The following is a 21,343-nucleotide window of genomic DNA, read 5'->3' on the forward strand; positions in this document are numbered from 1 at the left end:
CAATTGAGCTGGACAACGTATTGGTGAATACTCGGCAGCACTTCTTCATGCATTATCTAGTTTTGAAGGAATGAATTTTCTTCAAACCAAATAGTCTGGTGGCGATCGCGAAAAGGTCACACCCGTTCCCATACCGAACACGGAAGTTAAGCTTCTCAGCGCCGATGGTAGTTAGGGGCTGTCCCCTTGTGAGAGTAGGACGCTGCCGGGCATATGAAAGAGCACCTGAATGGGTGTTCTTTTTGTTATAGTTTGTTTTAAGTAATTTCATCTTATTAAAAAGATGGTTGTGATGAATTAAATAAGGCTATGTATGTACCTATCTTACCTTTTATGGCTGACTTTTTTGAAATATGCACTACTTTTAACATATATGAACCGATTTTTTTCATATTAGGAAACTTAAAACAGCAGCTTATATGCCTCAACCCCGAAGTAAATACCAAAACCAATCAATGAAAAGCCTGACAGGATAGAAATAAAAGCTAGAATCTTTCCTGTTAAAAACCTTCTAAAGCTACTGGCAACTCCGGCCATTGTTAAATCCCAAAGCAGCAGGCCGATAAATATGGCCCCGCTGTATAAGATGACATGGGCTTTATCGTATTCTGCAGCTGTTTTTGCAAGCACAGAACCATAAATCCCTAGCCAGAATAAAATAGTCAATGGGTTGGATAAGGATATGAGAAACCCTGACATAAAAGACTTTATCGAGGATTCACCTTTTCCCCTATAGCTTGAAATAACCTTTCCAGCACTTAGAAGGCTTTTAATACCCGTATATATAAGTACAAAAAAACCAAAGCACCACAAAAAAGCTTTCATAAATGGAATTTCCAGAAAGTTAACTACTCCAAGGTAAACGGCAAGCATGTAAACTGCATCAGCCGTCATGGCGCCAAGGCCGACGAGCCAAGCATGAAAGAAACCATTTTTAATCCCTTTATCGAGCTGTGCTGCATTGATTGGGCCAATTGGTGCTGCCAAAGAAATGCCTAAGAATATATACCCTAGAAAAATGCTCATTTTTACAACTCCTAATTTCAAGCATTGTTTGTACAAATTCTATTCATCTATCAAGGAGTATAGGACAACTTTTAACCTATTTATTAAACCTTGCTGTTTTATTGTTCAGGAGTTTCGGGAATAACAAGAGAGATAAAATTAGATTCAATGTGATTCCGGAGGGAAGTATATGGCGATAAATATATCTGAAAATCAGTTAACACTTGAAATAATTAAATCATTAAAAGATACAAAGAAAGTTAACTTTCAGAAAATTATTACTGAGCTTCAGCCTTATGATATCGCACGAATCTTTGAAGGAATGCCCGTAAAGCACCATCCACGCTTCCTCCTGTTCATGAAACCTGATCAGATAGCGGAATTAATTCAGGAACTTGAGAAGGAAAACCAGGCAAGAGTGCTGTCACTTTTAGGAATTGAAAAGTCCGGTGCAATTCTTGACTTGATGGATAATGCCGATATTGCCGCTTTATTGGAAGGGATGTCGCCTGAAAGGATGGAAGAGCTCCTGTCAGGAATGAAGCTGGAAGAATCCCGAGTTGTCAAGTACATTATGAAATATCCACCTGAAACAGCAGGACGGCTGATGACAAACCGATTTGTCTGGATTCCGCAGCATTATACGGTCAGGGATACTGTAGAAAAAATGAAGTCTTTTGCCGAGTATTCGGAAACCATCAATTACTTATATGTAATTGATGACGACAAAAAATTGGTTGGTGTTGTTTCTTATCGGGATTTAATTCTTGCAAATGAAAATGAAAAAATTCAGGACATCATGTATAGCAGAGTAATTGCTGTATCAGCGGATACTGATCAGGAAGAGGTTGCAAGGCTGATCGAGAGGTACGATTTCCTGGCTATTCCCGTTGTAGAAGAAGATCAGCTGGTGGGGATCGTAACATTCGATGATATTATTGATGTTGTTATTAGTGAAGCAAACGAAGATATTGAGAAACTATCCGCTTCAGGAAGAGCGATTGACTTTGATACAAAGCCCCTCGTTGCTGCTTATAGGAGGCTTCCTTGGCTCATCCTGCTGTTATTCATCGGAATCGTATCCGGCACTATTATAAGTGGTTTTGAAGAAACATTGTCTCAAGCAGTAGCGCTGGCTTTTTTTATGCCCATGATTGCTGGGATGACGGGCAATACAGGAACCCAGTCTTTGGCGGTTGTTGTGCGTGGGCTTATAAACAGAGATTTGGATAAAAAGCTGGTTACTAAATTGGTTTTTCGAGAGTTTAGTGTCGGCATCATCATAGGCCTTACATGCGGAATTCTTATTGCAGTAATTGCGTATGTATGGCAGGGCAGCTTAGCTCTTGGGATGGTTGTAGGAACCTCGTTAATTCTCACACTCATTATAGGGACCCTGGCAGGAACGGTCATTCCATTAATTTTATACAGATTTAACATTGACCCTGCTGTTGCATCCGGACCATTGATAACGACACTGAATGATATTTTATCATTGTTCATTTATTTCGGGCTGGCAACCATTTTTATAACAAAATTGACTTAATTTGTGTTTTAAATAGCATACATAAAAATATTTCCCATGCAAAAAATAAAATGAAAAAATGCAGGGGAGTGTTTAATATGGATGCTAAACGTGTGAACCAAATCCTTTCATCTTCAGCTGATATCGAAGTAAAATATAATGGAGCTTCGGTTTGGATCGATAAGTTAAATGAAGATGGAAGAACAGCTACTGTTCATCTGCGCGGTCCGCTCGAGGAGAGATCTGAAGTGGAAATTGCAGAGCTAAAAGAACTGTAACATTAGAAAGGCCGCCTAAATGGCGGCTTTGTTTAGTATCTCTCCTTTCTGGATTCTTTTTCAGATCGTTCATTTATATATTGATTTTCAGCTGCAGCAAAGTTTACCGATTGCAGGCTGACTTCTTTATCAATGCCATATAGGTCCTTGCTGGGGTCCTCCCTAAAAGTTTGTTCCCTTTCCATATAAATTCGCCTCCTTTGAAAGTTATGTTTCCCGTTAGTATGAACATGGATTGGAAAATCATAATAGGGAAAAATGAGCAAATGCCATTTAGATTATAAGCATATGACTTTACATAGGATACCGGGGTATATTAAGATATTCTTAAAGGAGGCTGATCAAATGGCTTTTGAAAATAATGATGAATTACTGGGTGAGGGCTGCTGTTCGATTGACTCCGATCGTAAAAGTCACCATTCTGAAAAAGTTAAAAAGAATTTAACCACTCGCTTAAATCGAATTGAAGGGCAGATTCGCGGAATCAAAGGTCTAATCGCGAAAGATACTTACTGCGATGATGTCATTACACAGATTTCAGCAACTCAATCTGCCTTAAACAGTGTTGCAAAGCTTTTGCTTGAAGGCCATTTAAAAAGCTGTGTAGTAGAAAGAATCCATGAAGGCGATGATGAAGTGCTGGATGAATTTCTGGTCACTATTCAAAAACTAATGAAAAAATAAGGAGTTGTTCAATATGCAAAATGTTACATTAAAAGTCAGCGGCATGTCTTGCGGTCATTGTGTAAAGGCAGTAGAGGGCAGCGTTGGAAACTTAAACGGTGTAGAAAATGTATCAGTTGATCTAGATAACGGCCAAGTACAAGTGAAATATGATTCTTCAGCGGTTACACTTGAGCAAATCAAGGAAACAATTGATGATCAGGGGTACGATGTCGAATAAATTTACAAGCAGGAACGTGTGATTAAATACACGTTCTCTTTTTTTAAAAAAAATGTAGAATTATATTCAGTTGACATATAGGGTAGATGGGTATAGTATATGAGTAGAAATAATTTACTTCACTTAAAGTAAGGAGTGGTATATATGAGCGATGCAGCATTAAAAGAAGTACAGCTGCCTATCTCAGGCATGACATGTGCAGCTTGTTCTACACGCATTGAGAAAGGGCTCAATAAGCTCAAAGGTGTCCAGGAAGCAAATGTCAATCTTGCACTGGAAAAAGCATCAGTCAAATATAATCCCAATGTAATTACAGTTGAGGCATTTGAAAAGAAAATAGAGGATCTCGGTTATGCCGTTGTTACTGAGAAAGCTGAACTTGATCTTATCGGCATGACATGTGCTGTATGCTCAGGCCGTATTGAAAAAGGGCTGAATAAGCTTCCGGGAATCAAAAATGCTGTAGTAAATCTTGCTCTTGAAACAGCCTCTGTTGAATACAATCCAGAACAAACATCTATCCAGGATATGATTAAGAAAGTGGAGGACTTGGGATATCAGGCGAAAGTTAAACAGGATGAAAATCATGATCGTGCTGATTATCGGGTAAAGGAAATTGAAAAGCAGAAGGGAAAATTTATTTTTTCTTTAATCCTTTCGATTCCATTGTTCTGGTCGATGGTGGGCCATTTTGAATTTACACAGTTTATTTATGTTCCTGAAATGTTTATGAATCCTTGGGTACAGCTTGCACTTGCAACACCTGTTCAATTTTTCATCGGAAGCCAATTTTACGTTGGTGCGTACAAAGCAATTAAAAATAAAAGTGCTAATATGGATGTTTTAGTGGCCCTGGGCACTTCAGCTGCTTATTTTTACAGTTTATATCAGTCGATTTTGTCCATTGGTACAAATGCACATATGGTAGAACTTTATTATGAGACGAGTGCCATCCTAATCACCTTGATCATTTTGGGTAAATTATTTGAAGCTCGTGCGAAAGGCCGCTCTTCAGAGGCAATTAAAAAGCTGATGGGACTCCAGGCTAAAACAGCTACTGTGCTGAGAAACGGGGAAGAGATTGAAGTTCCTCTTGAAGATGTTCAGGCAGGGGATAACATTTATGTTAAGCCGGGCGAAAAGGTTCCTGTAGATGGTGAAATACTGGAAGGGCAATCCGCACTGGATGAGTCCATGCTCACAGGTGAAAGCGTGCCAGTTGATAAAACAGCAGGTGACCTCGTCATTGGATCAACTATAAATAAAAATGGCTTCCTAAAGATTAAAGCAACAAAAGTCGGGAAAGATACAGCATTATCCCAAATCATTAAAGTGGTTGAAGAAGCTCAAGGTTCAAAAGCGCCTATCCAGCGGCTTGCAGACAGAATATCAGGAATTTTTGTGCCTATAGTGGTCTCAATTGCCGTAATTACATTCTTTGTTTGGTATTTATGGGTAAGCCCGGGAGAGTTTGCGGAGGCGCTAGAAAAGCTAATTGCTGTCCTTGTCATTGCATGTCCATGTGCGCTTGGTTTGGCAACGCCAACGTCTATTATGGCAGGGTCAGGACGTGCTGCAGAATATGGCGTTCTTTTCAAAGGCGGAGAGCATTTGGAATTAACACATGAAATCACTACGGTTGTTCTTGATAAAACTGGAACGGTCACACATGGGAAACCGGTTTTAACAGATGTAGTAGTGGAAGGAAACATGGATGAAAATACTTTCCTTCAGCTTGTGGGCTCAGCTGAAAGACAGTCAGAGCATCCTCTGGCAGAAGCCATTGTAAAGGGAATAAAGGAAAAAGGAATCGGCCTATTGAATGCTGAAGATTTCAAAGCAATTCCTGGTTATGGGATTTCGGCAAAAGCAGAGGGAAAAGAGCTGCTAATCGGTACCAGAAGATTAATGCAAAAGTATGACATAAACATTGAGCCAGCAGAAACTAAAATGGTGTCGCTTGAGGATAATGGTAAGACAGCAATGCTTGTCGCGGTTGATGGACAATACATGGGTATCGTAGCTGTAGCTGATACGGTAAAGGAAACATCCAAACAAGCGATCAAGCGTCTAAAGGATTTGGGACTTGAAGTGGTTATGTTTACAGGTGATAACAAAAGGACAGCTCAGGCAATTGCCGGTGAAGTCGCCATAGATGTTGCTATTGCTGAAGTTCTTCCAGAAGGAAAAGCGGACGAAGTTAAGAAGCTGCAAGAACAAGGCAAGAAAGTCGCAATGGTCGGTGATGGCATTAATGATGCTCCTGCACTGGCTGTTGCGGATATTGGTATGGCTATTGGCACAGGTACAGATGTCGCAATGGAAGCAGCAGATATAACCTTAATGAGAGGCGATTTGAATAGTATTGCAGATGCTATTCTAATGAGTAAAAAGACGATTAGGAATATAAGGCAAAACCTATTCTGGGCCTTCGCATACAATACCCTTGGAATTCCTGTGGCAGCTTTAGGATTGCTTGCTCCTTGGCTTGCTGGGGCTGCAATGGCATTCAGCTCAGTATCAGTCGTATTGAATGCTTTGCGCCTGCAAAGAGTAAAATTGAGTGAAAAGAACGGATAAACAAAAACAATAAGGAAGGAGCTGGCTATCAAGAAAAAATGGGCAGGAGCTGCAATAGCATACCTGGTTTTGGTGATGGCGGGGTATACGGTGTATGACACTGTTCTGGCTGAGCCGGAACAAGAACGGTATAATATGGAAATGGAGAACCATGAGAGTAAGAAGGAAACAGAATAACAACAATAAAACTGGTATTCGAAAGGAATGCTGTTCGAATGAAATTAAACCTCAAGCTTTATATGAGGCCAACCTGACAGGATTGCCAGGCAGCGAAGGATTTCCTTTCGCAGAACAATGTAACTTTTACTGAAATCGACCTCACAAAAGACCCCCAAAGGGAACAGGAATTAATGAATGCTACAGGCAGCCGTATTGTTCCTGCCTTTCTGTTTGAAAAGAAGAAATGGTACGGTGGGACTAAGAAAAAGCATCTGATATGGTTTGAAATGAATCAGGATGAAATAAAAAGGAGTATTGCTGATGATCTATTTTAATAAAGCAGAAGGAGGTTAAGCCTCCTTCTGCCTTTTTAGTAGGTCATGTTATCCATTTGATTAAAGTCGCTCGGTTTTGCCCCGTTTGTTCCATGGCAGTTTTCATACATAGCTTTTAGTTCCTGTCCGGAAAGGTTGGGGTGCATTTCCTGCATATGCGGCTTCAGCTTCCCGAAGTTAAAAAGTCCCTCAGGTGATTCGTCCCCAGCTGCTAGTATGGCAGTGCCTGAACCAAGAATAAGGGAAACAGAGAATATTCCGGCAATGAATTTTTCCATTTTGAATCACTCCTTTATGTTCTGGACCCTTATGTTACATCGTAATTGTCGAGAAAATATCGAGGAAGATTGAACTAAATGTGAAATGTTTCCTCCAAAATAATTGTAATCTGATTTTCTGTATGATAGAATTACCTACAATATATTGTGTTATTTAAGTGATTGAAAACTACATATGGATCGTGATTGGCGTCCTTAAAGGACTTAATAGGGAATCCGGTGAAAATCCGGAGCTGTCCCCGCAACTGTAAGAGCAGACGAACAAAGCATGCCACTGTACAAGACGCTTTAAGGCGCTTGTATGGGAAGGGCTTTTAGTAGATTGAAGCACAAGCCAGGAGACCTGCCAAGGCGATCGATAGTTTCTAATCTCCGGGGACTGAGGTGATGAAACGATGGCGTAATGGTGTTTTCTATAGGACTAAGTTATGAAAAACTCATGATTGATTTTGGCACATCGTACTTTATCTGGTGGAGTAAAAATCAACAGTAGAGCTCAGGTAAAATAACTTTTGTTCCTGCTATTATTCTTTCGTTTGATCCGCTCATTTTCCGGGCGGATTTTTATTTTGCCAAGGAGGAAGCAAAATGGTACAAACCATACAAATGAATGCAATATTAGAGGAACTGCGAACGGATTTTCCGAACCTTGACTTCGAATTGCTGCTGGAGAGGATCGAAGAGATGAATCATCTCCAGGAAAACTCAATATATGATCAGCTAATTTTGGAATGTTTATCCTGGATCAGCATGGATGAGCCTGATTGGACCTTTGCGGCCGCACGTTTGCTATTAAAAAAGCTATATAAGGAAGCTGGCAAAAACAGAGAGTGCTGGCCTGAGGATTGCTATGGAAACTTTTATCATTTAATTAAGCGGCTGACGTCTTTGGGAATTTATGAGACCGACTTATTGGAAACTTATTCGAAGGATGAAATCGCAGATTTGGAAAAGGCCATTAGGAAAGAAAACGATTATTTATTTACATATTTGGGGCTAAAAATGCTGACAGACCGCTATCTTGCCAGAGACAGGAAGAAAAATTTGTTTGAGCTGCCGCAAGAACGTTTTATGGTCATTAGCATGGTCTTAATGAAAAAGGAGAGCCAGGAAAAGCGGCTTGAGCTTGTGAAAGAAGCTTATTGGGCGATGAGCGGTTTATACATGACAGTTGCCACGCCTACTTTAGCCAACGCGGGTAAAAATTGGGGGCAGCTTTCAAGCTGTTTTGTCGAAACGGTTGATGATAGTCTTGAGGGCATTTATGACAGCAATACGGATATCGCCTCTCTGTCCAAGAATGGCGGAGGAATTGGTGTCTACCTAGGGAAAATCCGCAGCAGAGGTAGTGAAATTAAAGGTTTTAAAGGCGCATCATCCGGGGTGATCCCATGGATGAAGCAGCTGAATAATACAGCCGTCAGCGTGGACCAGCTTGGCCAAAGGCAGGGAGCAATCAGCGTTTTTCTGGATGTCTGGCATAAAGACATTTTCTCTTTCCTGGATGCGAAGCTAAACAATGGAGATGAAAGGCAGCGCACGCATGATTTATTTACAGGTGTCTGCATTCCGGATCTGTTTATGGAAAAGGTCGAAAGCAGGGGCTATTGGTATCTGTTTGATCCACATGAAGTCCGTTCAGTTATGGGGTTTTCGCTGGAGGATTTTTATGATGAAGGGAATGCAGAAGGTTCATTCCGTCAACAGTATAAAGAATGCATTGACAGTCCGATTCTGTCAAGAGAAAAGGTACCTGCAATCGAGATCATGAAATCCATTATGAGAAGCCAGCTTGAGACAGGTACACCCTTTATGTTTTATCGGGATGAAGTCAATCGGAAAAATGCAAATTCACATTCCGGAATGATTTATTGTACGAACCTTTGTACAGAAATCGTTCAAAACCAAGGTGTGACTAAGAGGGCTGAAGAATATACGAAAGATGGAAGAATTATAATTGAAAAAATCCCCGGGGATTTTGTAGTTTGCAACCTATCATCTATTAATCTGGCGAAAGCTTGTCATCATAATGTGCTTGATAGGCTTATACCAATCCAGGTACGGATGTTGGATAATGTAATTGATATTAATAATATTCCTGTGCATCAGGGACAGATCACCAGCAAAAAATATCGGGCCATTGGGCTGGGAACCTTTGGCTGGCATCATCTGCTCGCGTTAAAAAAGATTCCATGGGAGAGCGAGGAAGCAGTAGACTTTGCAGATAGTCTATATGAAAGCATCGCTTATTTAACGATAACAAGTTCTATGAAACTTTCAAAAGAAAAGGGGAAATATTCAGCGTTTAAAGGCTCTGATTGGGAGAGTGGTGCTTACTTTGAAAAACGGGGCTATTTGGATGCAGAGTCACGCTTCGATTGGACGGCATTGAAAGAAGAAGTTAGGGAATTTGGTATTCGAAATGGCTATCTGCTGGCAGTAGCTCCTAATGCATCTACTGCATTGATTGCAGGAAGCACGCCAAGTATTGATCCGATTTTTAACAAACAGTATTCCGAGGAAAAAAAAGACTATCGGATCCCTGTAACAGCTCCGGATTTAAACAGTGAAACGACTTGGTATTATAAATCAGCCTACCATATTGGACAGGAATGGAGCATTCAGCAGAATGTAAAACGGCAAAAGCATATTGATCAATCCATTTCGTTTAATTTTTATATTCCTAACAATATTAAAGCAATCGATTTATTGAATTTGCACCTTTTGGCCTGGAAGAAGAAATTAAAAACAACTTATTATATTCGCTCAACTTCGTCCGAAATTGAAGACTGCGAATCTTGCTCTAGTTAAGGAGGAACTTATGGTTACGATAAAAAAACGCTTATTAATCAATCAATCAGCTCCGAATAAAGCAACTTCCATTATAAACGGTGAATGCTCCAATATCCTTAACTGGGATGATGTGCGTTATGCATGGGCATATCCGAAATATAAAAAAATGCTAGCGAATTTCTGGACTCCTTTTGAAATCAATATGTCCCAGGATATAAAGCAATTTCCTGAACTTAAAGCTGACGAACAAGAAACGTTTCTGAAAATCATCGGTTTGCTTGCACTTCTGGACAGCATCCAGACAGATTATGCCGGTAAGGTGGCGGATTACTTAACGGATTCAAGCCTCTCAGCACTTATGATTATGCTGGCGCAGCAGGAGGTGATTCATAATCACTCCTATTCCTATGTACTTTCGAGTCTTGTACCAAAACAAAAACAGGATGAAGTGTTTGGATTCTGGCGTACTGAGCCTAATTTAGCAGAAAGAAATGACTTCGTTGTAAATGGATATAGAGATTTTGCAGAGGATCCTAGCCCTGAGAATTTATTGAAATCTACAGTCTTTGATGTCGTTCTCGAAGGTTTATTTTTCTATTCAGGTTTTGCATTTTTTTATCATTTGGCCAGGAATCAAAAAATGGTAGCCACCTCTACAATGATCAATTATATAAATAGGGATGAACAAATTCATGTTGATTTGTTTGTAAAAATATTTAAAGAAATACTTCAGGAATATCCAGGATTGAAGACGAAAGAGCTAGAGGAATTTGTCCTGGATACTTTTAAACGGGCTGCAGAATTGGAAATCGAGTGGGCACGCTATGTGATAGGAGAAAAAACAAAAGGCATCCTGCTGTCTGATGTGGAAGCTTATATCAAGTTTTATGCCAATGTGCGCTGCAATCAGCTGGGCTATGAACGTCCATTTGATGGCTATCGCAAAAATCCGCTCCGCTGGATCGTTGCTTATGAAGAAGTAGACCATGGCAAATCGGATTTCTTCGAACAAAAATCAAGGCAATATACAAAGGTGCAAGTTGATAATGGATTTGATGAATTGTAAGTGTTTACAGAAATAAACATAGTAAAAATAGATCCTGCTTTTTATAGCAGGATCTATTTTTATTTAAGGATAAACAGGTGCTTCAGAAACAAAATCGATTTCAAAGCCGAGATCTTTCAGCATTTGATGGTCAGCAGTGCTTTCCTGGCCGGCAGTGGTCAAGTAATCGCCGACAAAAATGGAATTGGCCGGATACAGACCAAGCGGCTGCAGGCTGCGGAGATTCACTTCCCGTCCGCCGGATATTCTTATTTCCTTTGTTGGATTGATAAAACGCATCAGACAGAGAACCTTTAGGCAATAACGCGGATTCAGCTCATCTGTTCCTTCAAGAGGGGTACCGTCAATCGCATGCAAAAAGTTAACCGGAATTGAATCTGCGTCAAGTGCTTTTAGGCTTTTGGCCATTGCAATGACATCCCCTTTGGTTTCTTTCATGCCGATAATGACACCGGAGCAGGGTGAAATTCCGGCTTTCTTGATTAATTGGACAGTATTTATTCTATCGTGATATGTGTGGGAAGTCGTGATGCTTTCATGATGATTTTCTGAAGTATTGATATTATGATTGTATCGATCCACTCCAGCTTCCTTCAGTTTTTCAGCCTGTTCAGGTTTTAGAAGTCCAAGGCAGGCACAAACCTTCATATTATAGTTTTCCTTTATTTCTTTTACAGCTGAAACAACTTCATCTAGTTCCTTTTTGCTTGGACCTCTACCGCTTGCAACAATGCAATAGGTACCGACATTTAAATGATGTGCTTGTGACGCTCCTTTTATGATAGATTTTCTGTCCATCATTCGATATTTTTCAATAGGTGCGTTCGAAATGCTCGATTGGGAGCAATAACCGCAGTTTTCAGGGCAAAGGCCTGATTTGGTATTAATTATCATATTTAATTTAACTTGATTGCCATAATAATAATGTCGAATTTTAAAGGCACTATGCAATAAATCCAGCAGTTCTTCATCTGGACAATTCAAGATTCCCATTGCCTCCGAATCTGTCAGTTCAGAACCTTCCAGCACGCTTTTTGCTAAATCTCGATAATTCATGTAATCACTCCTAAATTTCTGTTATTATGCTGCCCGATTTATCTTTCTGAATTGGCTTCGTGCAATAACTCTATGTTCAAGCCGGTGGGCCATTAATCCAGCAAAAACGGCTAGAAGAATATCTTTTGGAAGAGGGACGGCCATCCACAGCCATGCCATTTGATAAGTAAATCCTTCAGGTGCTGTAAACCAAAGTTTGTAGGCCAGATACATCCAATTTGTACCGAAAACATAGTTGATTACCATTCCTAGTATAGCTGCAGCAATATAGACAGGAATTGATCTTTTCTTTTCAACAATTTTTCCTGTTACATAGGCTGTAATAATAAAAGATAGGATGAATCCAAAAGTGGGATTTAATAATGAAGCAAAGCCTCCGCCAAATTTAGCGAAAATGGGAGCACCAGCTAGTCCGGCAAAAGCATAAACGCACAATGTAATGGCGCCTAATCGGCTTCCCAGGACTGCGCCTGCCAAAATAGCAAAAAAGGTTTGCAGTGTGATCGGTACACCGCCAATAATCATAAATGGAACAAAGGAAGTGATGTTTGCTCCAACTGCCATAAGGGCAACAAACATGCTTGCCAAAGTTAAATCAATCGTTCTCAAGCCTCTTTTCATATGATTCCTCCTGGTAGAATAATATTTATACAATTTAGAATAATAGGAGTAAACCATAATTGTCAACCTGTTTTTTTTATAGTTAACAAATGTTCAGTTTTGCTTATTTATAATGGAAATTTATTACTTAAATAAAAATAGACGTCCAAACCGAACGGGCCTTATCCCCGGCATTCCTGGTTTTCTTTCATTCTAAAAGGGTAAAGTGATATTGCTCATCACTTGATGGCCTAAGGCAAACTAGAAGCAGGAGGTATAATCATGGGAAAAAATAAAGATAACATCCATAGTGAAGAACAGGAACAGTATTTTAAAGACCGTGCTGATACAGACGAAGCAAGATTCCATGTAGTACCGCATGATGAAGAAGGGTGGGCAGTCAAAAAAGAAGGGCAGGATAATCCTGAATATACTTCTGAATCCAAATCAGATGCTGTAGTTGAAGCCAAGCGTATGGCGGGAGAAGCGAGAACAATGGCTATCCTCCATGCTGAAGATGGGAAAATAGAGGACCTGGTAAATTATGAAGAATATTGATAGATAACTTGCGCTTAGAGCATTGCTATTTGATTAGTAGTGCTCTTTTTTTGTTTAGAAATTGCTACTTATACAATGTATTGCTGAAAATAAGAAAAGCGCACGGCGCCTTGTCCACGAGGGAATGGCTTATAACCCCAAGTCCCTAGGAGCCGCAACTAGACAAGCTTGTGATCTCGAGGGGAGTAGGCTGCTTGCGCTAGACAGTTCTCTAAATTCAAAGGGATATAAATTCTGATATCACAAAAAAATTCCGCTTTCAAAAGAAAGCGGACAAAAAAGAGACCTTGGAACGAGTAAAATCAATAATAAAAAACAATATATAGTGTTGTAGTTGGAATAATAAAACTATATATTGTTATTTATGATTTTAGCATAATAATACTTATAGAGCAAACTGTTATTTTGATCTATTTAAAATATTCTTTTTTTTTAAAGTGAAAAAGAAAAATTTTCAAAAAACTTTCAAAAACATTCACTATATGATTGTTTTTGAATTTTTTTGAAAGAAAATGATTGATTTCTGCAATCGTTTTCAGTATGATGATATCAAGGCAGGAAACAGAAATAAGGGGGTGATGTTTTGTTGACACCAGAGCGCCATAAATTGATTCTGCAGCTTTTAAAAGCGAAAGGTGTAGTGAAAATTCAGGATCTCGTTGACATTACAGAGACATCAGAATCAACGATCAGAAGGGACCTGACTCAGTTAGAGGAAGGAAAACATCTAAAAAGGATTCACGGAGGGGCAGCTAGGCTTCAAGGAAAGCTGGAGGAACCAAGCATGTCTGAAAAATCCTCCAAAAACCTTCAGCAAAAACGCCAAATCGCCCAATATGCCGCAAGCCTTGTTGAAGAAGGAGACTCCATCTATCTGGATGCAGGTTCGACTGTGACAGAAATGATCCCGTATTTGCCTGCAAAAGAAATTGTTGTTGTGACGAATGGCTTAATGCATATCAACGCATTGCTTGAACGAAATATAAAAACATATGTGATTGGCGGGTTTGCAAAGGAGCAGACAAAAGCCATCATCGGCAGAGGAGCGCTGGCAAGCCTAGAGCACTATCGCTTTGACAAGTGTTTTATGGGCGTTAACGGAATCCATCCTCAATTCGGATATACAACACCGGACCAGGATGAGGCAATGATAAAACAAATGGCCATATCGCTATCAAGGGAGGCTTTTGTGCTTTCTGACGATACTAAGTTTTCAGAAATAGCCTTTGCCAAAATAGCCGATTTGCACACAGCAGCAATTATTACTAATGAGCTGGATGAGGAGCAGCAGGAGCCTTATATCAGCAAAACGACAATAAAGGTTGTGACATCATGATACACACATTGACGTTAAATCCATCCGTGGATTACATTGTAGAACTGGATGAAATTATAATTGGCGGCCTTAACCGCATGCAAAGTGATACAAAATTCCCTGGCGGAAAAGGTATAAATGTTTCAAGAGTGCTGAACAGAATGGAAGTTAAAAGCAAAGCGCTTGGGTTTGTCGGCGGTTTTACAGGAAACTATATTGCTGATTATTTAAAAAATGAAAATATAGAGACTGACTTTGTCCCCGTGACGGAGGATACCAGAATAAATGTAAAAGTAAAAGCCGGGAAAGAAACAGAAATCAATGCCAAAGGGCCTGCTATTTCTGAAGAAAATCTCGAAGATCTTAAAAAGAAGGTCTCAAATCTTTCAAATAAGGATTTACTCGTATTAGCAGGCAGTATTCCTGCTACATTGCCAGAAACAACCTATGAGGACCTTGTAAAAGTCTGTTCAGAAAATGGGGCGGCCTTTGTGGTTGATGCCGAGGGAGAGCTGCTGAAAAAGGTGCTTCCTTATAAGCCGTTTTTAATTAAGCCAAATCATCATGAATTAGGAGAAATCTTTAATGCTGAATTTGCTTCAGCTGAAGAAGTTATTCCATACGGCAAAAAACTTGCAGACATGGGCGCACAAAATGTCATTGTTTCATTAGCAGGAAAAGGGGCTGTTTTGATTACTGATGAATCCGCCTATATCGCGAGTGTTCCTAAAGGACAAGTGAGAAGTTCAGTAGGCGCTGGTGACTCGATGGTAGCTGGTTTTCTGGCAGCTTATGAGAAATATAGAGATATAGAAAAAGCTTTTCAATACAGTGTTGCTTCCGGAAGTGCCACCGCATTTTCAATAGGGCTTTGCACGAAGGAAAAAGCAGAGGAATTACTTTCTCAGGTTTCGATTACAAAGGTCAACCTAAAAGGGGAGAATTAGGATGAAAATAACTCAATTGCTGACAAAGGATACAATCCTGCTCTCTATGAGCGGAACTGGAAAAATGGATGCTATAGATGGATTGGTCGACCAGCTTGACAGAGCAGGAAAACTAAATGACCGCTCAAGCTTTAAAGAAGCGATTCTAAAAAGGGAAGAGCAAAGCACAACAGGCATTGGTGATGGAATTGCCATCCCGCATGCAAAAACAGGTGCAGTAAAAGAACCTGCCATTGCGTTTGGAAAATCTGCTGCAGGGGTGGATTATGATTCACTTGATGGGCAGCCAGCACATTTATTCTTTATGATTGCAGCCCCAGAAGGTGCCAATAATACACATTTAGAAGCTTTATCAAGGCTTTCCTCCATTTTGATGAACGAGGAAGCGCGCAAAAAGCTGCAAAATGCTGCGTCAGCAGATGAAGTGGTTGAAATTATTGACAGCTATGATGAAGCAGGAGAAGAGGAAGACCAAAATATGGAGGGCAGCAAACGATTTATTGTTGCTGTAACAGCATGCCCTACAGGTATTGCCCATACTTATATGGCAGCTGATTCGCTAAAAGCAAAAGCAGCTGAGATGGGTGTTGATATTAAAGTTGAAACCAATGGTTCAAGCGGCGCAAAAAATGTTTTGACACCTGAAGAAATTGCAAATGCAACCGCTGTCATTGTTGCTGCTGATACGAAGGTTGAAATGAATCGGTTCAGCGGAAAGCATGTCCTGGAAACGGCTGTGGCAGAGGGCATACGCAAGCCAAAAGAGTTAATAGAAAAAGCACTAAAACAGGATGTTCCAGTATACCAAGGCGGAAGCAAAACGGATTCCTCTGAAGGCAAAAAGGAACAAAAGGCCGGAATCTATAAGCACCTGATGAACGGTGTTTCAAATATGCTTCCATTTGTTGTAGGAGGCGGTATTTTAATAGCAATTTCCTTTATGTTCGGATATAAAGCTGCAGACCCGAACGATCCTTCTTATCATCCTATTGCCGAAGCGCTCATGACAATTGGCGGCGGTAATGCATTTGGGTTAATCGTACCGATTTTGGCAGCATTTATTGCAATGAGCATTGCTGACCGCCCTGGTTTTGCTGCTGGTGCAGTTGGAGGCATGCTGGCAGCTTCCGGCGGTGCAGGCTTTCTTGGCGGCATTATTGCCGGTTTCCTTGCTGGATATGTCGTAGTTGGCTTGAAAAAGGTCTTCGCAGGGTTGCCTGCTTCCCTTGAAGGAATTAAAACCATTTTGCTTTATCCGCTATTTGGAATTGCGATCACTGGATTATTGATGCTTTATGTAGTTAACCAGCCTGTGGGAGCTTTAAATACAGCCATTACGGAGTGGCTCTCAGATCTGGGAACTGGAAATGCTGTGCTTCTTGGAGCCGTCCTTGGATTAATGATGGCGTTTGATATGGGCGGCCCGGTGAATAAGTCGGCCTACGTATTTGGGACTGGATTGCTGGCAAACGGCGTTTACGAACCAATGGCTGCCATAATGGCTGCTGGTATGGTTCCTCCTCTTGCCATAGCACTTGCAACAACATTGTTTAAAAATAAATTCACAAAACAGGAACAAGATGCAGGAAAAGCAAATTACATTATGGGATTCTCATTTATCACTGAGGGGGCAATTCCATTTGCTGCTTCAGACCCATTGCGTGTTATTCCATCGATCATGGCAGGCTCTGCTATAGCGGGTGTCATTTCCATGATAGCTGAAATTGGATTAAGAGCGCCTCATGGCGGAGTATTTGTTGTGCCGCTTGTTGACGGCCCTTGGGCTGTCTATCTTGCTGGGATTATCGCAGGGGCTTTTGTTTCAGCTATCCTGATTGGTTTCCTGAAAAAACCGATAAGTAAATAAAATTATTTCGCCGGTACATTTAGTACCGGTTTTTTCTTATTGCGAAGAAATCAGATAAAAGGATTTTTTGATGGCTTTCCTGAGGGAATAATGATTTTTAAAAGAAGTAAAAACTTTTATTTTTTTCACAGTGTTGATTGGGAAGGTTGTCCTCAAATGATTGAAAAAGGTCAGCTGGAGGAAATGGAGTATTTACTAAATAAAGAAATGAGGCTACTAGATGGTTATGTGAGACGGAAATCCTCAGCAGAATCTAACAGCAGGAATGTAAATAATTGAAAAAAATAGGAAGGAAGACTCAATTTCCGTATAACAGAACACTTGTTCGTCTAAAAAGATAAGGATGTGTTATACTAGAGAGGCAATGGGAGTTTCTCAAGGGTGGTCGGCTAGCCCCATGTGAAAGGGGGTGATGCCTTTGACAGTTTTCGAATCGATCATGATGATGATTTCTTTTTCTAGTCTGATCATTGCTGTCATGACTTTTAACCATAAAAAATAGACCTCCCTTGATCTGATAATTGAGGGAGAGGTCTATGTCTTTGACAGGCCGATCCCCTAAGGGAACGACTATTGCGAATGACCGTGGGTGCGGCAACACCTGCGGTCGTTTTTTCATAATCTTAATTAAAGGATACCATATAAGGCTCAGGAAGTCACGGAGCATTACTCTTATTGTTAATAGTATATGCCTGAATGCCTTTTAAAATTCACTAATGATAAAAAGCACCTCGTGCCATACTATGTTTGCAAGCTCTAAAAAAGGAGGAACTGCCATGACAAAGCGCAATATAAAAACCAAATCAGGATTGCAAAGCACAAAGAAAAGCATAAATGATATGGAATTTTCGAAGGATCTAAATCCTGAAAGCAAGAAGGCTGAGAAGTCACGGCCAAACTGATGTTGGCATAAAAGTATTTGACCAAATGGGGCAGACTAAAACTGTCCCATTTTTTTGTGTGAATGGGACCTGCTAGAAGAAAGTGAAATGGAAAGGACGATTGATGTGCCTGCATTTCTTCATGGGGACACCAAAATTTTTTATGACATTAAAGGGGACGGAGTGCCGATTATCTTTATTCACCCTCCTGCTATGGGAAGGAAAGTATTTTACTATCAAAAAGAATTGTCTAAACATTTTCATGTAATATTCCCTGACTTAAGCGGGAACGGTGATACCAGCGGACCTGAAAAAGAGGTATCTATTCGGGGATATGCCAACGAAATTAAGGCCTTGATGGATCATTTACAAATAGAAAAGGCAGTCGTTTTGGGATATTCCTCAGGAGGAATCGTTGCCCAGGAGTTTGCACTTTCTTATCCTGAAAGGACTTTAAGTGTTATACTTTCTGGTGGTTTTCCAGAAGTATTATCTGAAACGTTTAGGTATGAACATATACTGGGCATGTATTTTGTGAAACACTTTCCAGGCTTTCTCCGCTATGTAATTGCGACAAGCCATACAAACGATAAACAGGTAAGAAACCTAATACTGAGCCATATGAAAAAAGCGAACCATACGATGTGGTTTCAATTTTACGAGAGATCCCTTCATTATTCTTGTACTGACCGCCTAGGGGGCTTAGACATGCCTCTTCTCCTCATATATGGCTCAAGGGATTTTGTTAATCAGCATATCCGGAGCTACAGCCGATATGTCAATTTCCAGTCTGCCATAATCAAAGGGGTTTCGCATCAGGTGCCTACAAAGAAGTGGCAGCTGTTTAATCAGGTTATAACCGGTTTTGTTCAGCAGCAATGTAATTAGCAAAAAAGTCCGTATCGTCAAATATACGATACGGATTTTTTTATGCTTCGTTTTCAGGCTTAATTGCTATAAAAGTTGCTAAGGCTGCAAGAATGGTTAAGCCGCATAAAATATAGAAGAGCGCCTTATCAGAATGCTTCATAAGAATTGCAATGGCAGGAGGTCCGCAAGCAACCCCAATGAATCTCATAGAGCTGTATATTGAAGTAATGGTTCCTCTTTCCTGTTTTTCAATACCTTCTGTAATAAGAGCATCCAATGATGGGAGTGCGACTCCTATCCCAATTCCAGCAAGCAGAAACATGCTGATTAAGAACCACATATTGTTTGAGAAACTTAGGATTGCTGTTGAGGAAGCAACCAGTACTGACCCTAGAAAGATTATCCATTTCATCAGTATTTTGTTTTCCTTGATTTTTTTTCCGGTAACATATGATGAAATGCAAAGCGCTCCGAGAGGTACTGCAAGGAGCAGCCCTTTTTTAACATCCTTAATACCATAGGTTTTTTCCAGGACATCAGATAAATAAAAAAGGATGCCAAAAAGGACAAACATGAGAATCGCACCGATAAAAAAGATTGCATATAGCCATTTCCCATTGCTATTAAAGGTCTCCTTAATATTACTCCTAAACTTTTTCAGTGGCAGCGGTTCCTCACGCTTGTTTGGTGTTTTTACAAGGAAGAAGACCAGCAATATGGAAATGGTGCAAAATACCGGAAATGAAAAAAATGGAAAAAACCAAATAAATCCAGCCAAAAATGCTCCAAGTATTGGGGATAGAACTTTTCCGAAAGTATTGGAAGTTTCTATTAGTCCAAGGGAGCTGCTTACATCATCATCATTTTTAAACATATCTCCGACCAAAGGGATAACAATAGGCGCAGCACCGGCAGCACCGACTCCCTGTAATGCGCGTCCTGCTAATATAATCCAGTATGCGTCCTCCATCTTCCAAGCCGCCCATCCAGAAATCAGGCCCCCAATTCCTGCAATAAGCAGGCTGGGTATGATAACTTTTTTACGACCGATATGGTCCGACAAAAAACCCGCGATTGGAATTAGTATGATGGCTACAATACTGTATACAGTAATAATCATACTTGATTGAAATGCTGAAATATTCAGCTTATTTTCCATTTCCGGCAAAACCGGAATTAACATGGAATTCCCAAGGGTCATAACTAGAGGAATTGAAGAAAGAGAAAGAATGGCCCATTTTTGGTTATGAACATCATCACCGGACTTCTTTTTTGCTTTAGAATTTACAGATTGTAAATTTTCAACATGCTCCATATTTCTTACCATCCTTTTCGTTAATCAAACTAATCTTAATATGGGCTTATTAATGAAAAACTAATAATATAAAGCGCTGACTTTTTATGGGAAAATCAAATCCTGGAAATAAATGTTTCGATTTGCTATTAAGAAAAAGTTAAAATATAAGAAAAGTGAACTGGTGAGGGGAATTAAATGGAGTTAGTCAGGAAATTCATATCGTTAAGTGTAGGAAAGCCAAAAGAACACAAATGGAAAAATAAGCTGGAATTATCAGGAATCAGCAAAGAGAAAATAGAAAATGCATTTTTAACGAAGGAAGGCTTCATAGGGGACGGTGTAGCAAATACGGAATTTCATGGAGGTCCCGACAGGGCTGTCTGCCTATATCCTTATGAGCATTATCAAATGTGGGGGAAAGAATTCAACAAGAGTTTCACTCCGCCATCTTTTGGCGAGAATATTTGTGTAAGCAATATGCTTGAAAAAGAAGTTTTTATTGGTGATATTTTTTCGCTGGGGGAGTCTCTTGTACAAATAACACAGGGAAGAATTCCATGTTCAACAATATCAAAGCATAATGGGGAAGATACTCTATTAGGGAGAATCGTTGTAACAGGATATACCGGTTATTTTTTCAGGGTACTTGAAGAAGGAAGAGTGGCATTTGATTCCGAATTGAAGCTTGTGGAAAGGAAACAGAAAAGGGTTTCGGTTCTCCAGGCGAATTACATACTGTTCCATGGCCGCAAAAATCGGAAAGCTGTGGAGGAATTGCTGGAGGTACAGGAGCTTGCAGGTATTTGGAAAAAAAAGCTTAAAAAAATTTTATAAAAATTTGCAAGAATCCTTGACATTTTTTATTTATCGGAATATTATAATAAGCAATATATCGATCGGCAATGACAAAGAGTAGTAACTGCTGTTGAAGCTAAAGAGAGCTGATGGTTGGTGCAAATCAGTGCGGATGCAGAAGTGAATGGACTTTCGAGCCTCCAAACCGAACCTTTTTTAAAGCTGTAGGCTTTG

At 40.0% G+C, this 21,343-nt stretch carries 22 protein-coding genes, 1 rRNA gene, 1 pseudogene, 1 riboswitch and 1 other annotated feature (1 of these 26 cut by a window edge); of the genes and pseudogenes, 18 read left to right on the forward strand and 6 right to left on the reverse strand.

Annotation, left to right across the window (positions count from 1 at the left end; translation table 11 throughout):
- Window positions 1-94 precede the first annotated feature (94 nt).
- Window positions 95-211 (forward strand): 5S ribosomal RNA (gene rrf, locus NCCP133_RS08010).
- Between the two features lie 191 nt (window positions 212-402).
- Here rrf and NCCP133_RS08015 read toward each other — a convergent pair.
- Window positions 403-1,026 carry a LysE family translocator gene (locus NCCP133_RS08015; protein WP_264804411.1) on the reverse strand — a complete coding sequence of 208 codons (624 nt, stop codon included), beginning with the start codon at window positions 1,024-1,026 and terminating at the stop codon, window positions 403-405.
- A 169-nt stretch (window positions 1,027-1,195) separates the two neighbouring features.
- On the opposite strand from NCCP133_RS08015, the gene mgtE reads away from it, so the two are divergent.
- Entirely contained in the window at window positions 1,196-2,551 is a 1,356-nt protein-coding gene (gene mgtE, locus NCCP133_RS08020) for a magnesium transporter (protein WP_264804412.1), read from the forward strand.
- A 77-nt stretch (window positions 2,552-2,628) separates the two neighbouring features.
- Window positions 2,629-2,808 (forward strand): H-type small acid-soluble spore protein, encoded by a 180-nt coding sequence (locus tag NCCP133_RS08025; RefSeq protein ID WP_264804413.1) that lies wholly within the window; start codon window positions 2,629-2,631, stop codon window positions 2,806-2,808.
- 32 nt (window positions 2,809-2,840) lie between these two features.
- Here NCCP133_RS08025 and NCCP133_RS08030 read toward each other — a convergent pair whose 3' ends face one another.
- Window positions 2,841-2,993 (reverse strand): hypothetical protein, encoded by a 153-nt coding sequence (locus NCCP133_RS08030; RefSeq protein WP_264804414.1) that lies wholly within the window; start codon window positions 2,991-2,993, stop codon window positions 2,841-2,843.
- 160 nt (window positions 2,994-3,153) lie between these two features.
- On the opposite strand from NCCP133_RS08030, the gene NCCP133_RS08035 reads away from it, so the two are divergent.
- The 4 genes and pseudogenes from NCCP133_RS08035 to NCCP133_RS08050 form a co-directional block, all read left to right on the forward strand.
- Window positions 3,154-3,492, forward strand: a complete 339-nt coding sequence (locus NCCP133_RS08035; protein ID WP_264804415.1) for a metal-sensitive transcriptional regulator — start codon at window positions 3,154-3,156, stop codon at window positions 3,490-3,492.
- Window positions 3,493-3,505: 13 nt separating this feature from the next.
- The gene (gene copZ / locus NCCP133_RS08040) at window positions 3,506-3,712 is read left to right on the forward strand and encodes a copper chaperone CopZ (RefSeq protein WP_264804416.1); all 207 of its coding nucleotides are present in this window, start codon (window positions 3,506-3,508) and stop codon (window positions 3,710-3,712) included.
- A 144-nt stretch (window positions 3,713-3,856) separates the two neighbouring features.
- Window positions 3,857-6,292, forward strand: coding sequence for a heavy metal translocating P-type ATPase (locus NCCP133_RS08045; RefSeq protein WP_264804417.1), 2,436 nt, complete (start codon window positions 3,857-3,859; stop codon window positions 6,290-6,292).
- Window positions 6,293-6,561: 269 nt separating this feature from the next.
- A pseudogene (locus NCCP133_RS08050) lies at window positions 6,562-6,786 on the forward strand (glutaredoxin family protein); the annotation flags it as partial.
- A 35-nt stretch (window positions 6,787-6,821) separates the two neighbouring features.
- On the opposite strand, the gene NCCP133_RS08055 reads toward NCCP133_RS08050, so the two are convergent.
- Window positions 6,822-7,064, reverse strand: coding sequence for a hypothetical protein (locus NCCP133_RS08055; RefSeq protein ID WP_264804418.1), 243 nt, complete (start codon window positions 7,062-7,064; stop codon window positions 6,822-6,824).
- A 170-nt stretch (window positions 7,065-7,234) separates the two neighbouring features.
- Window positions 7,235-7,428: riboswitch (cobalamin riboswitch) on the forward strand.
- A 224-nt stretch (window positions 7,429-7,652) separates the two neighbouring features.
- Here NCCP133_RS08055 and NCCP133_RS08060 point away from each other — a divergent pair.
- The gene (locus tag NCCP133_RS08060) at window positions 7,653-9,875 is read left to right on the forward strand and encodes a ribonucleoside-diphosphate reductase subunit alpha (RefSeq protein WP_442874246.1); all 2,223 of its coding nucleotides are present in this window, start codon (window positions 7,653-7,655) and stop codon (window positions 9,873-9,875) included.
- 10 nt (window positions 9,876-9,885) lie between these two features.
- Window positions 9,886-10,923: a ribonucleotide-diphosphate reductase subunit beta gene (locus NCCP133_RS08065; protein ID WP_264804419.1), complete on the forward strand. Its 1,038-nt coding sequence runs from the start codon at window positions 9,886-9,888 to the stop codon at window positions 10,921-10,923.
- 63 nt (window positions 10,924-10,986) lie between these two features.
- Here NCCP133_RS08065 and bioB read toward each other — a convergent pair whose 3' ends face one another.
- Both bioB and NCCP133_RS08075 read right to left on the reverse strand, forming a co-directional pair.
- Window positions 10,987-11,979, reverse strand: coding sequence for a biotin synthase BioB (gene bioB, locus NCCP133_RS08070; protein WP_264804420.1), 993 nt, complete (start codon window positions 11,977-11,979; stop codon window positions 10,987-10,989).
- Between the two features lie 24 nt (window positions 11,980-12,003).
- The gene (locus NCCP133_RS08075; RefSeq protein ID WP_264804421.1) at window positions 12,004-12,600 is read right to left on the reverse strand and encodes a biotin transporter BioY; all 597 of its coding nucleotides are present in this window, start codon (window positions 12,598-12,600) and stop codon (window positions 12,004-12,006) included.
- 261 nt (window positions 12,601-12,861) lie between these two features.
- On the opposite strand from NCCP133_RS08075, the gene NCCP133_RS08080 reads away from it, so the two are divergent.
- The 8 genes from NCCP133_RS08080 (at window position 12,862) to NCCP133_RS08110 (ending at window position 19,035) form a co-directional block, all read left to right on the forward strand.
- A complete protein-coding gene (locus tag NCCP133_RS08080; protein ID WP_264804422.1) occupies window positions 12,862-13,137 on the forward strand; it encodes a DUF2188 domain-containing protein in 276 nt (91 codons plus the stop codon).
- Window positions 13,138-13,720: 583 nt separating this feature from the next.
- The gene (locus NCCP133_RS08085) at window positions 13,721-14,473 is read left to right on the forward strand and encodes a DeoR/GlpR family DNA-binding transcription regulator (protein ID WP_264804423.1); all 753 of its coding nucleotides are present in this window, start codon (window positions 13,721-13,723) and stop codon (window positions 14,471-14,473) included.
- Entirely contained in the window at window positions 14,470-15,399 is a 930-nt protein-coding gene (gene pfkB / locus NCCP133_RS08090) for a 1-phosphofructokinase (RefSeq protein WP_264804424.1), read from the forward strand. Before NCCP133_RS08085 ends, pfkB begins: the two co-directional genes overlap by 4 nt.
- 1 nt (window position 15,400) lies before the next feature.
- Window positions 15,401-17,266: a PTS fructose transporter subunit IIABC gene (locus tag NCCP133_RS08095; protein WP_264804425.1), complete on the forward strand. Its 1,866-nt coding sequence runs from the start codon at window positions 15,401-15,403 to the stop codon at window positions 17,264-17,266.
- Between the two features lie 156 nt (window positions 17,267-17,422).
- Window positions 17,423-17,545, forward strand: a complete 123-nt coding sequence (locus NCCP133_RS08100; RefSeq protein WP_264804426.1) for a hypothetical protein — start codon at window positions 17,423-17,425, stop codon at window positions 17,543-17,545.
- Window positions 17,546-17,678: 133 nt separating this feature from the next.
- Complete coding sequence (locus tag NCCP133_RS21960) at window positions 17,679-17,768, forward strand: putative holin-like toxin (RefSeq protein WP_219993454.1); 90 nt, start codon at window positions 17,679-17,681, stop codon at window positions 17,766-17,768.
- Between the two features lie 274 nt (window positions 17,769-18,042).
- The gene (locus NCCP133_RS08105; RefSeq protein ID WP_264804427.1) at window positions 18,043-18,168 is read left to right on the forward strand and encodes a hypothetical protein; all 126 of its coding nucleotides are present in this window, start codon (window positions 18,043-18,045) and stop codon (window positions 18,166-18,168) included.
- A gap of 87 nt (window positions 18,169-18,255) precedes the next feature.
- Entirely contained in the window at window positions 18,256-19,035 is a 780-nt protein-coding gene (locus tag NCCP133_RS08110; protein WP_264804428.1) for an alpha/beta fold hydrolase, read from the forward strand.
- 40 nt (window positions 19,036-19,075) lie between these two features.
- Here NCCP133_RS08110 and NCCP133_RS08115 read toward each other — a convergent pair whose 3' ends face one another.
- Window positions 19,076-20,332 (reverse strand): MFS transporter, encoded by a 1,257-nt coding sequence (locus NCCP133_RS08115; protein WP_264804429.1) that lies wholly within the window; start codon window positions 20,330-20,332, stop codon window positions 19,076-19,078.
- A gap of 177 nt (window positions 20,333-20,509) precedes the next feature.
- On the opposite strand from NCCP133_RS08115, the gene NCCP133_RS08120 reads away from it, so the two are divergent.
- Window positions 20,510-21,148: an MOSC domain-containing protein gene (locus NCCP133_RS08120; RefSeq protein ID WP_264804430.1), complete on the forward strand. Its 639-nt coding sequence runs from the start codon at window positions 20,510-20,512 to the stop codon at window positions 21,146-21,148.
- A gap of 59 nt (window positions 21,149-21,207) precedes the next feature.
- Window positions 21,208-21,343 (forward strand) — a binding site (T-box leader) (it continues 118 nt past the right edge of the window).

Origin of the sequence: Cytobacillus sp. NCCP-133, assembly GCF_026011715.1 — a bacterium.
Lineage (GTDB): Bacteria > Bacillota > Bacilli > Bacillales > Cytobacillaceae > Cytobacillus.

Excerpts from the sequence above, each read along its gene's own strand:
- NCCP133_RS08015 (WP_264804411.1), bottom strand. The coding sequence starts at position 1,026 with ATGAGCATTTTTCTAGGGTATATATTCTTAGGCATTTCTTTGGCAGCA.
- mgtE (WP_264804412.1), top strand. The coding sequence starts at position 1,196 with ATGGCGATAAATATATCTGAAAATCAGTTAACACTTGAAATAATTAAA.
- NCCP133_RS08025 (WP_264804413.1), top strand. The coding sequence starts at position 2,629 with ATGGATGCTAAACGTGTGAACCAAATCCTTTCATCTTCAGCTGATATC.
- NCCP133_RS08030 (WP_264804414.1), bottom strand. The coding sequence starts at position 2,993 with ATGGAAAGGGAACAAACTTTTAGGGAGGACCCCAGCAAGGACCTATAT.
- NCCP133_RS08035 (WP_264804415.1), top strand. The coding sequence starts at position 3,154 with ATGGCTTTTGAAAATAATGATGAATTACTGGGTGAGGGCTGCTGTTCG.
- copZ (WP_264804416.1), top strand. The coding sequence starts at position 3,506 with ATGCAAAATGTTACATTAAAAGTCAGCGGCATGTCTTGCGGTCATTGT.
- NCCP133_RS08045 (WP_264804417.1), top strand. The coding sequence starts at position 3,857 with ATGAGCGATGCAGCATTAAAAGAAGTACAGCTGCCTATCTCAGGCATG.
- NCCP133_RS08055 (WP_264804418.1), bottom strand. The coding sequence starts at position 7,064 with ATGGAAAAATTCATTGCCGGAATATTCTCTGTTTCCCTTATTCTTGGT.
- NCCP133_RS08060 (WP_442874246.1), top strand. The coding sequence starts at position 7,653 with ATGGTACAAACCATACAAATGAATGCAATATTAGAGGAACTGCGAACG.
- NCCP133_RS08065 (WP_264804419.1), top strand. The coding sequence starts at position 9,886 with ATGGTTACGATAAAAAAACGCTTATTAATCAATCAATCAGCTCCGAAT.
- bioB (WP_264804420.1), bottom strand. The coding sequence starts at position 11,979 with ATGAATTATCGAGATTTAGCAAAAAGCGTGCTGGAAGGTTCTGAACTG.
- NCCP133_RS08075 (WP_264804421.1), bottom strand. The coding sequence starts at position 12,600 with ATGAAAAGAGGCTTGAGAACGATTGATTTAACTTTGGCAAGCATGTTT.
- NCCP133_RS08080 (WP_264804422.1), top strand. The coding sequence starts at position 12,862 with ATGGGAAAAAATAAAGATAACATCCATAGTGAAGAACAGGAACAGTAT.
- pfkB (WP_264804424.1), top strand. The coding sequence starts at position 14,470 with ATGATACACACATTGACGTTAAATCCATCCGTGGATTACATTGTAGAA.
- NCCP133_RS08095 (WP_264804425.1), top strand. The coding sequence starts at position 15,401 with ATGAAAATAACTCAATTGCTGACAAAGGATACAATCCTGCTCTCTATG.
- NCCP133_RS08100 (WP_264804426.1), top strand. The coding sequence starts at position 17,423 with ATGATTGAAAAAGGTCAGCTGGAGGAAATGGAGTATTTACTAAATAAA.
- NCCP133_RS21960 (WP_219993454.1), top strand. The coding sequence starts at position 17,679 with ATGCCTTTGACAGTTTTCGAATCGATCATGATGATGATTTCTTTTTCT.
- NCCP133_RS08105 (WP_264804427.1), top strand. The coding sequence starts at position 18,043 with ATGACAAAGCGCAATATAAAAACCAAATCAGGATTGCAAAGCACAAAG.
- NCCP133_RS08110 (WP_264804428.1), top strand. The coding sequence starts at position 18,256 with ATGGAAAGGACGATTGATGTGCCTGCATTTCTTCATGGGGACACCAAA.
- NCCP133_RS08115 (WP_264804429.1), bottom strand. The coding sequence starts at position 20,332 with ATGGAGCATGTTGAAAATTTACAATCTGTAAATTCTAAAGCAAAAAAG.
- NCCP133_RS08120 (WP_264804430.1), top strand. The coding sequence starts at position 20,510 with ATGGAGTTAGTCAGGAAATTCATATCGTTAAGTGTAGGAAAGCCAAAA.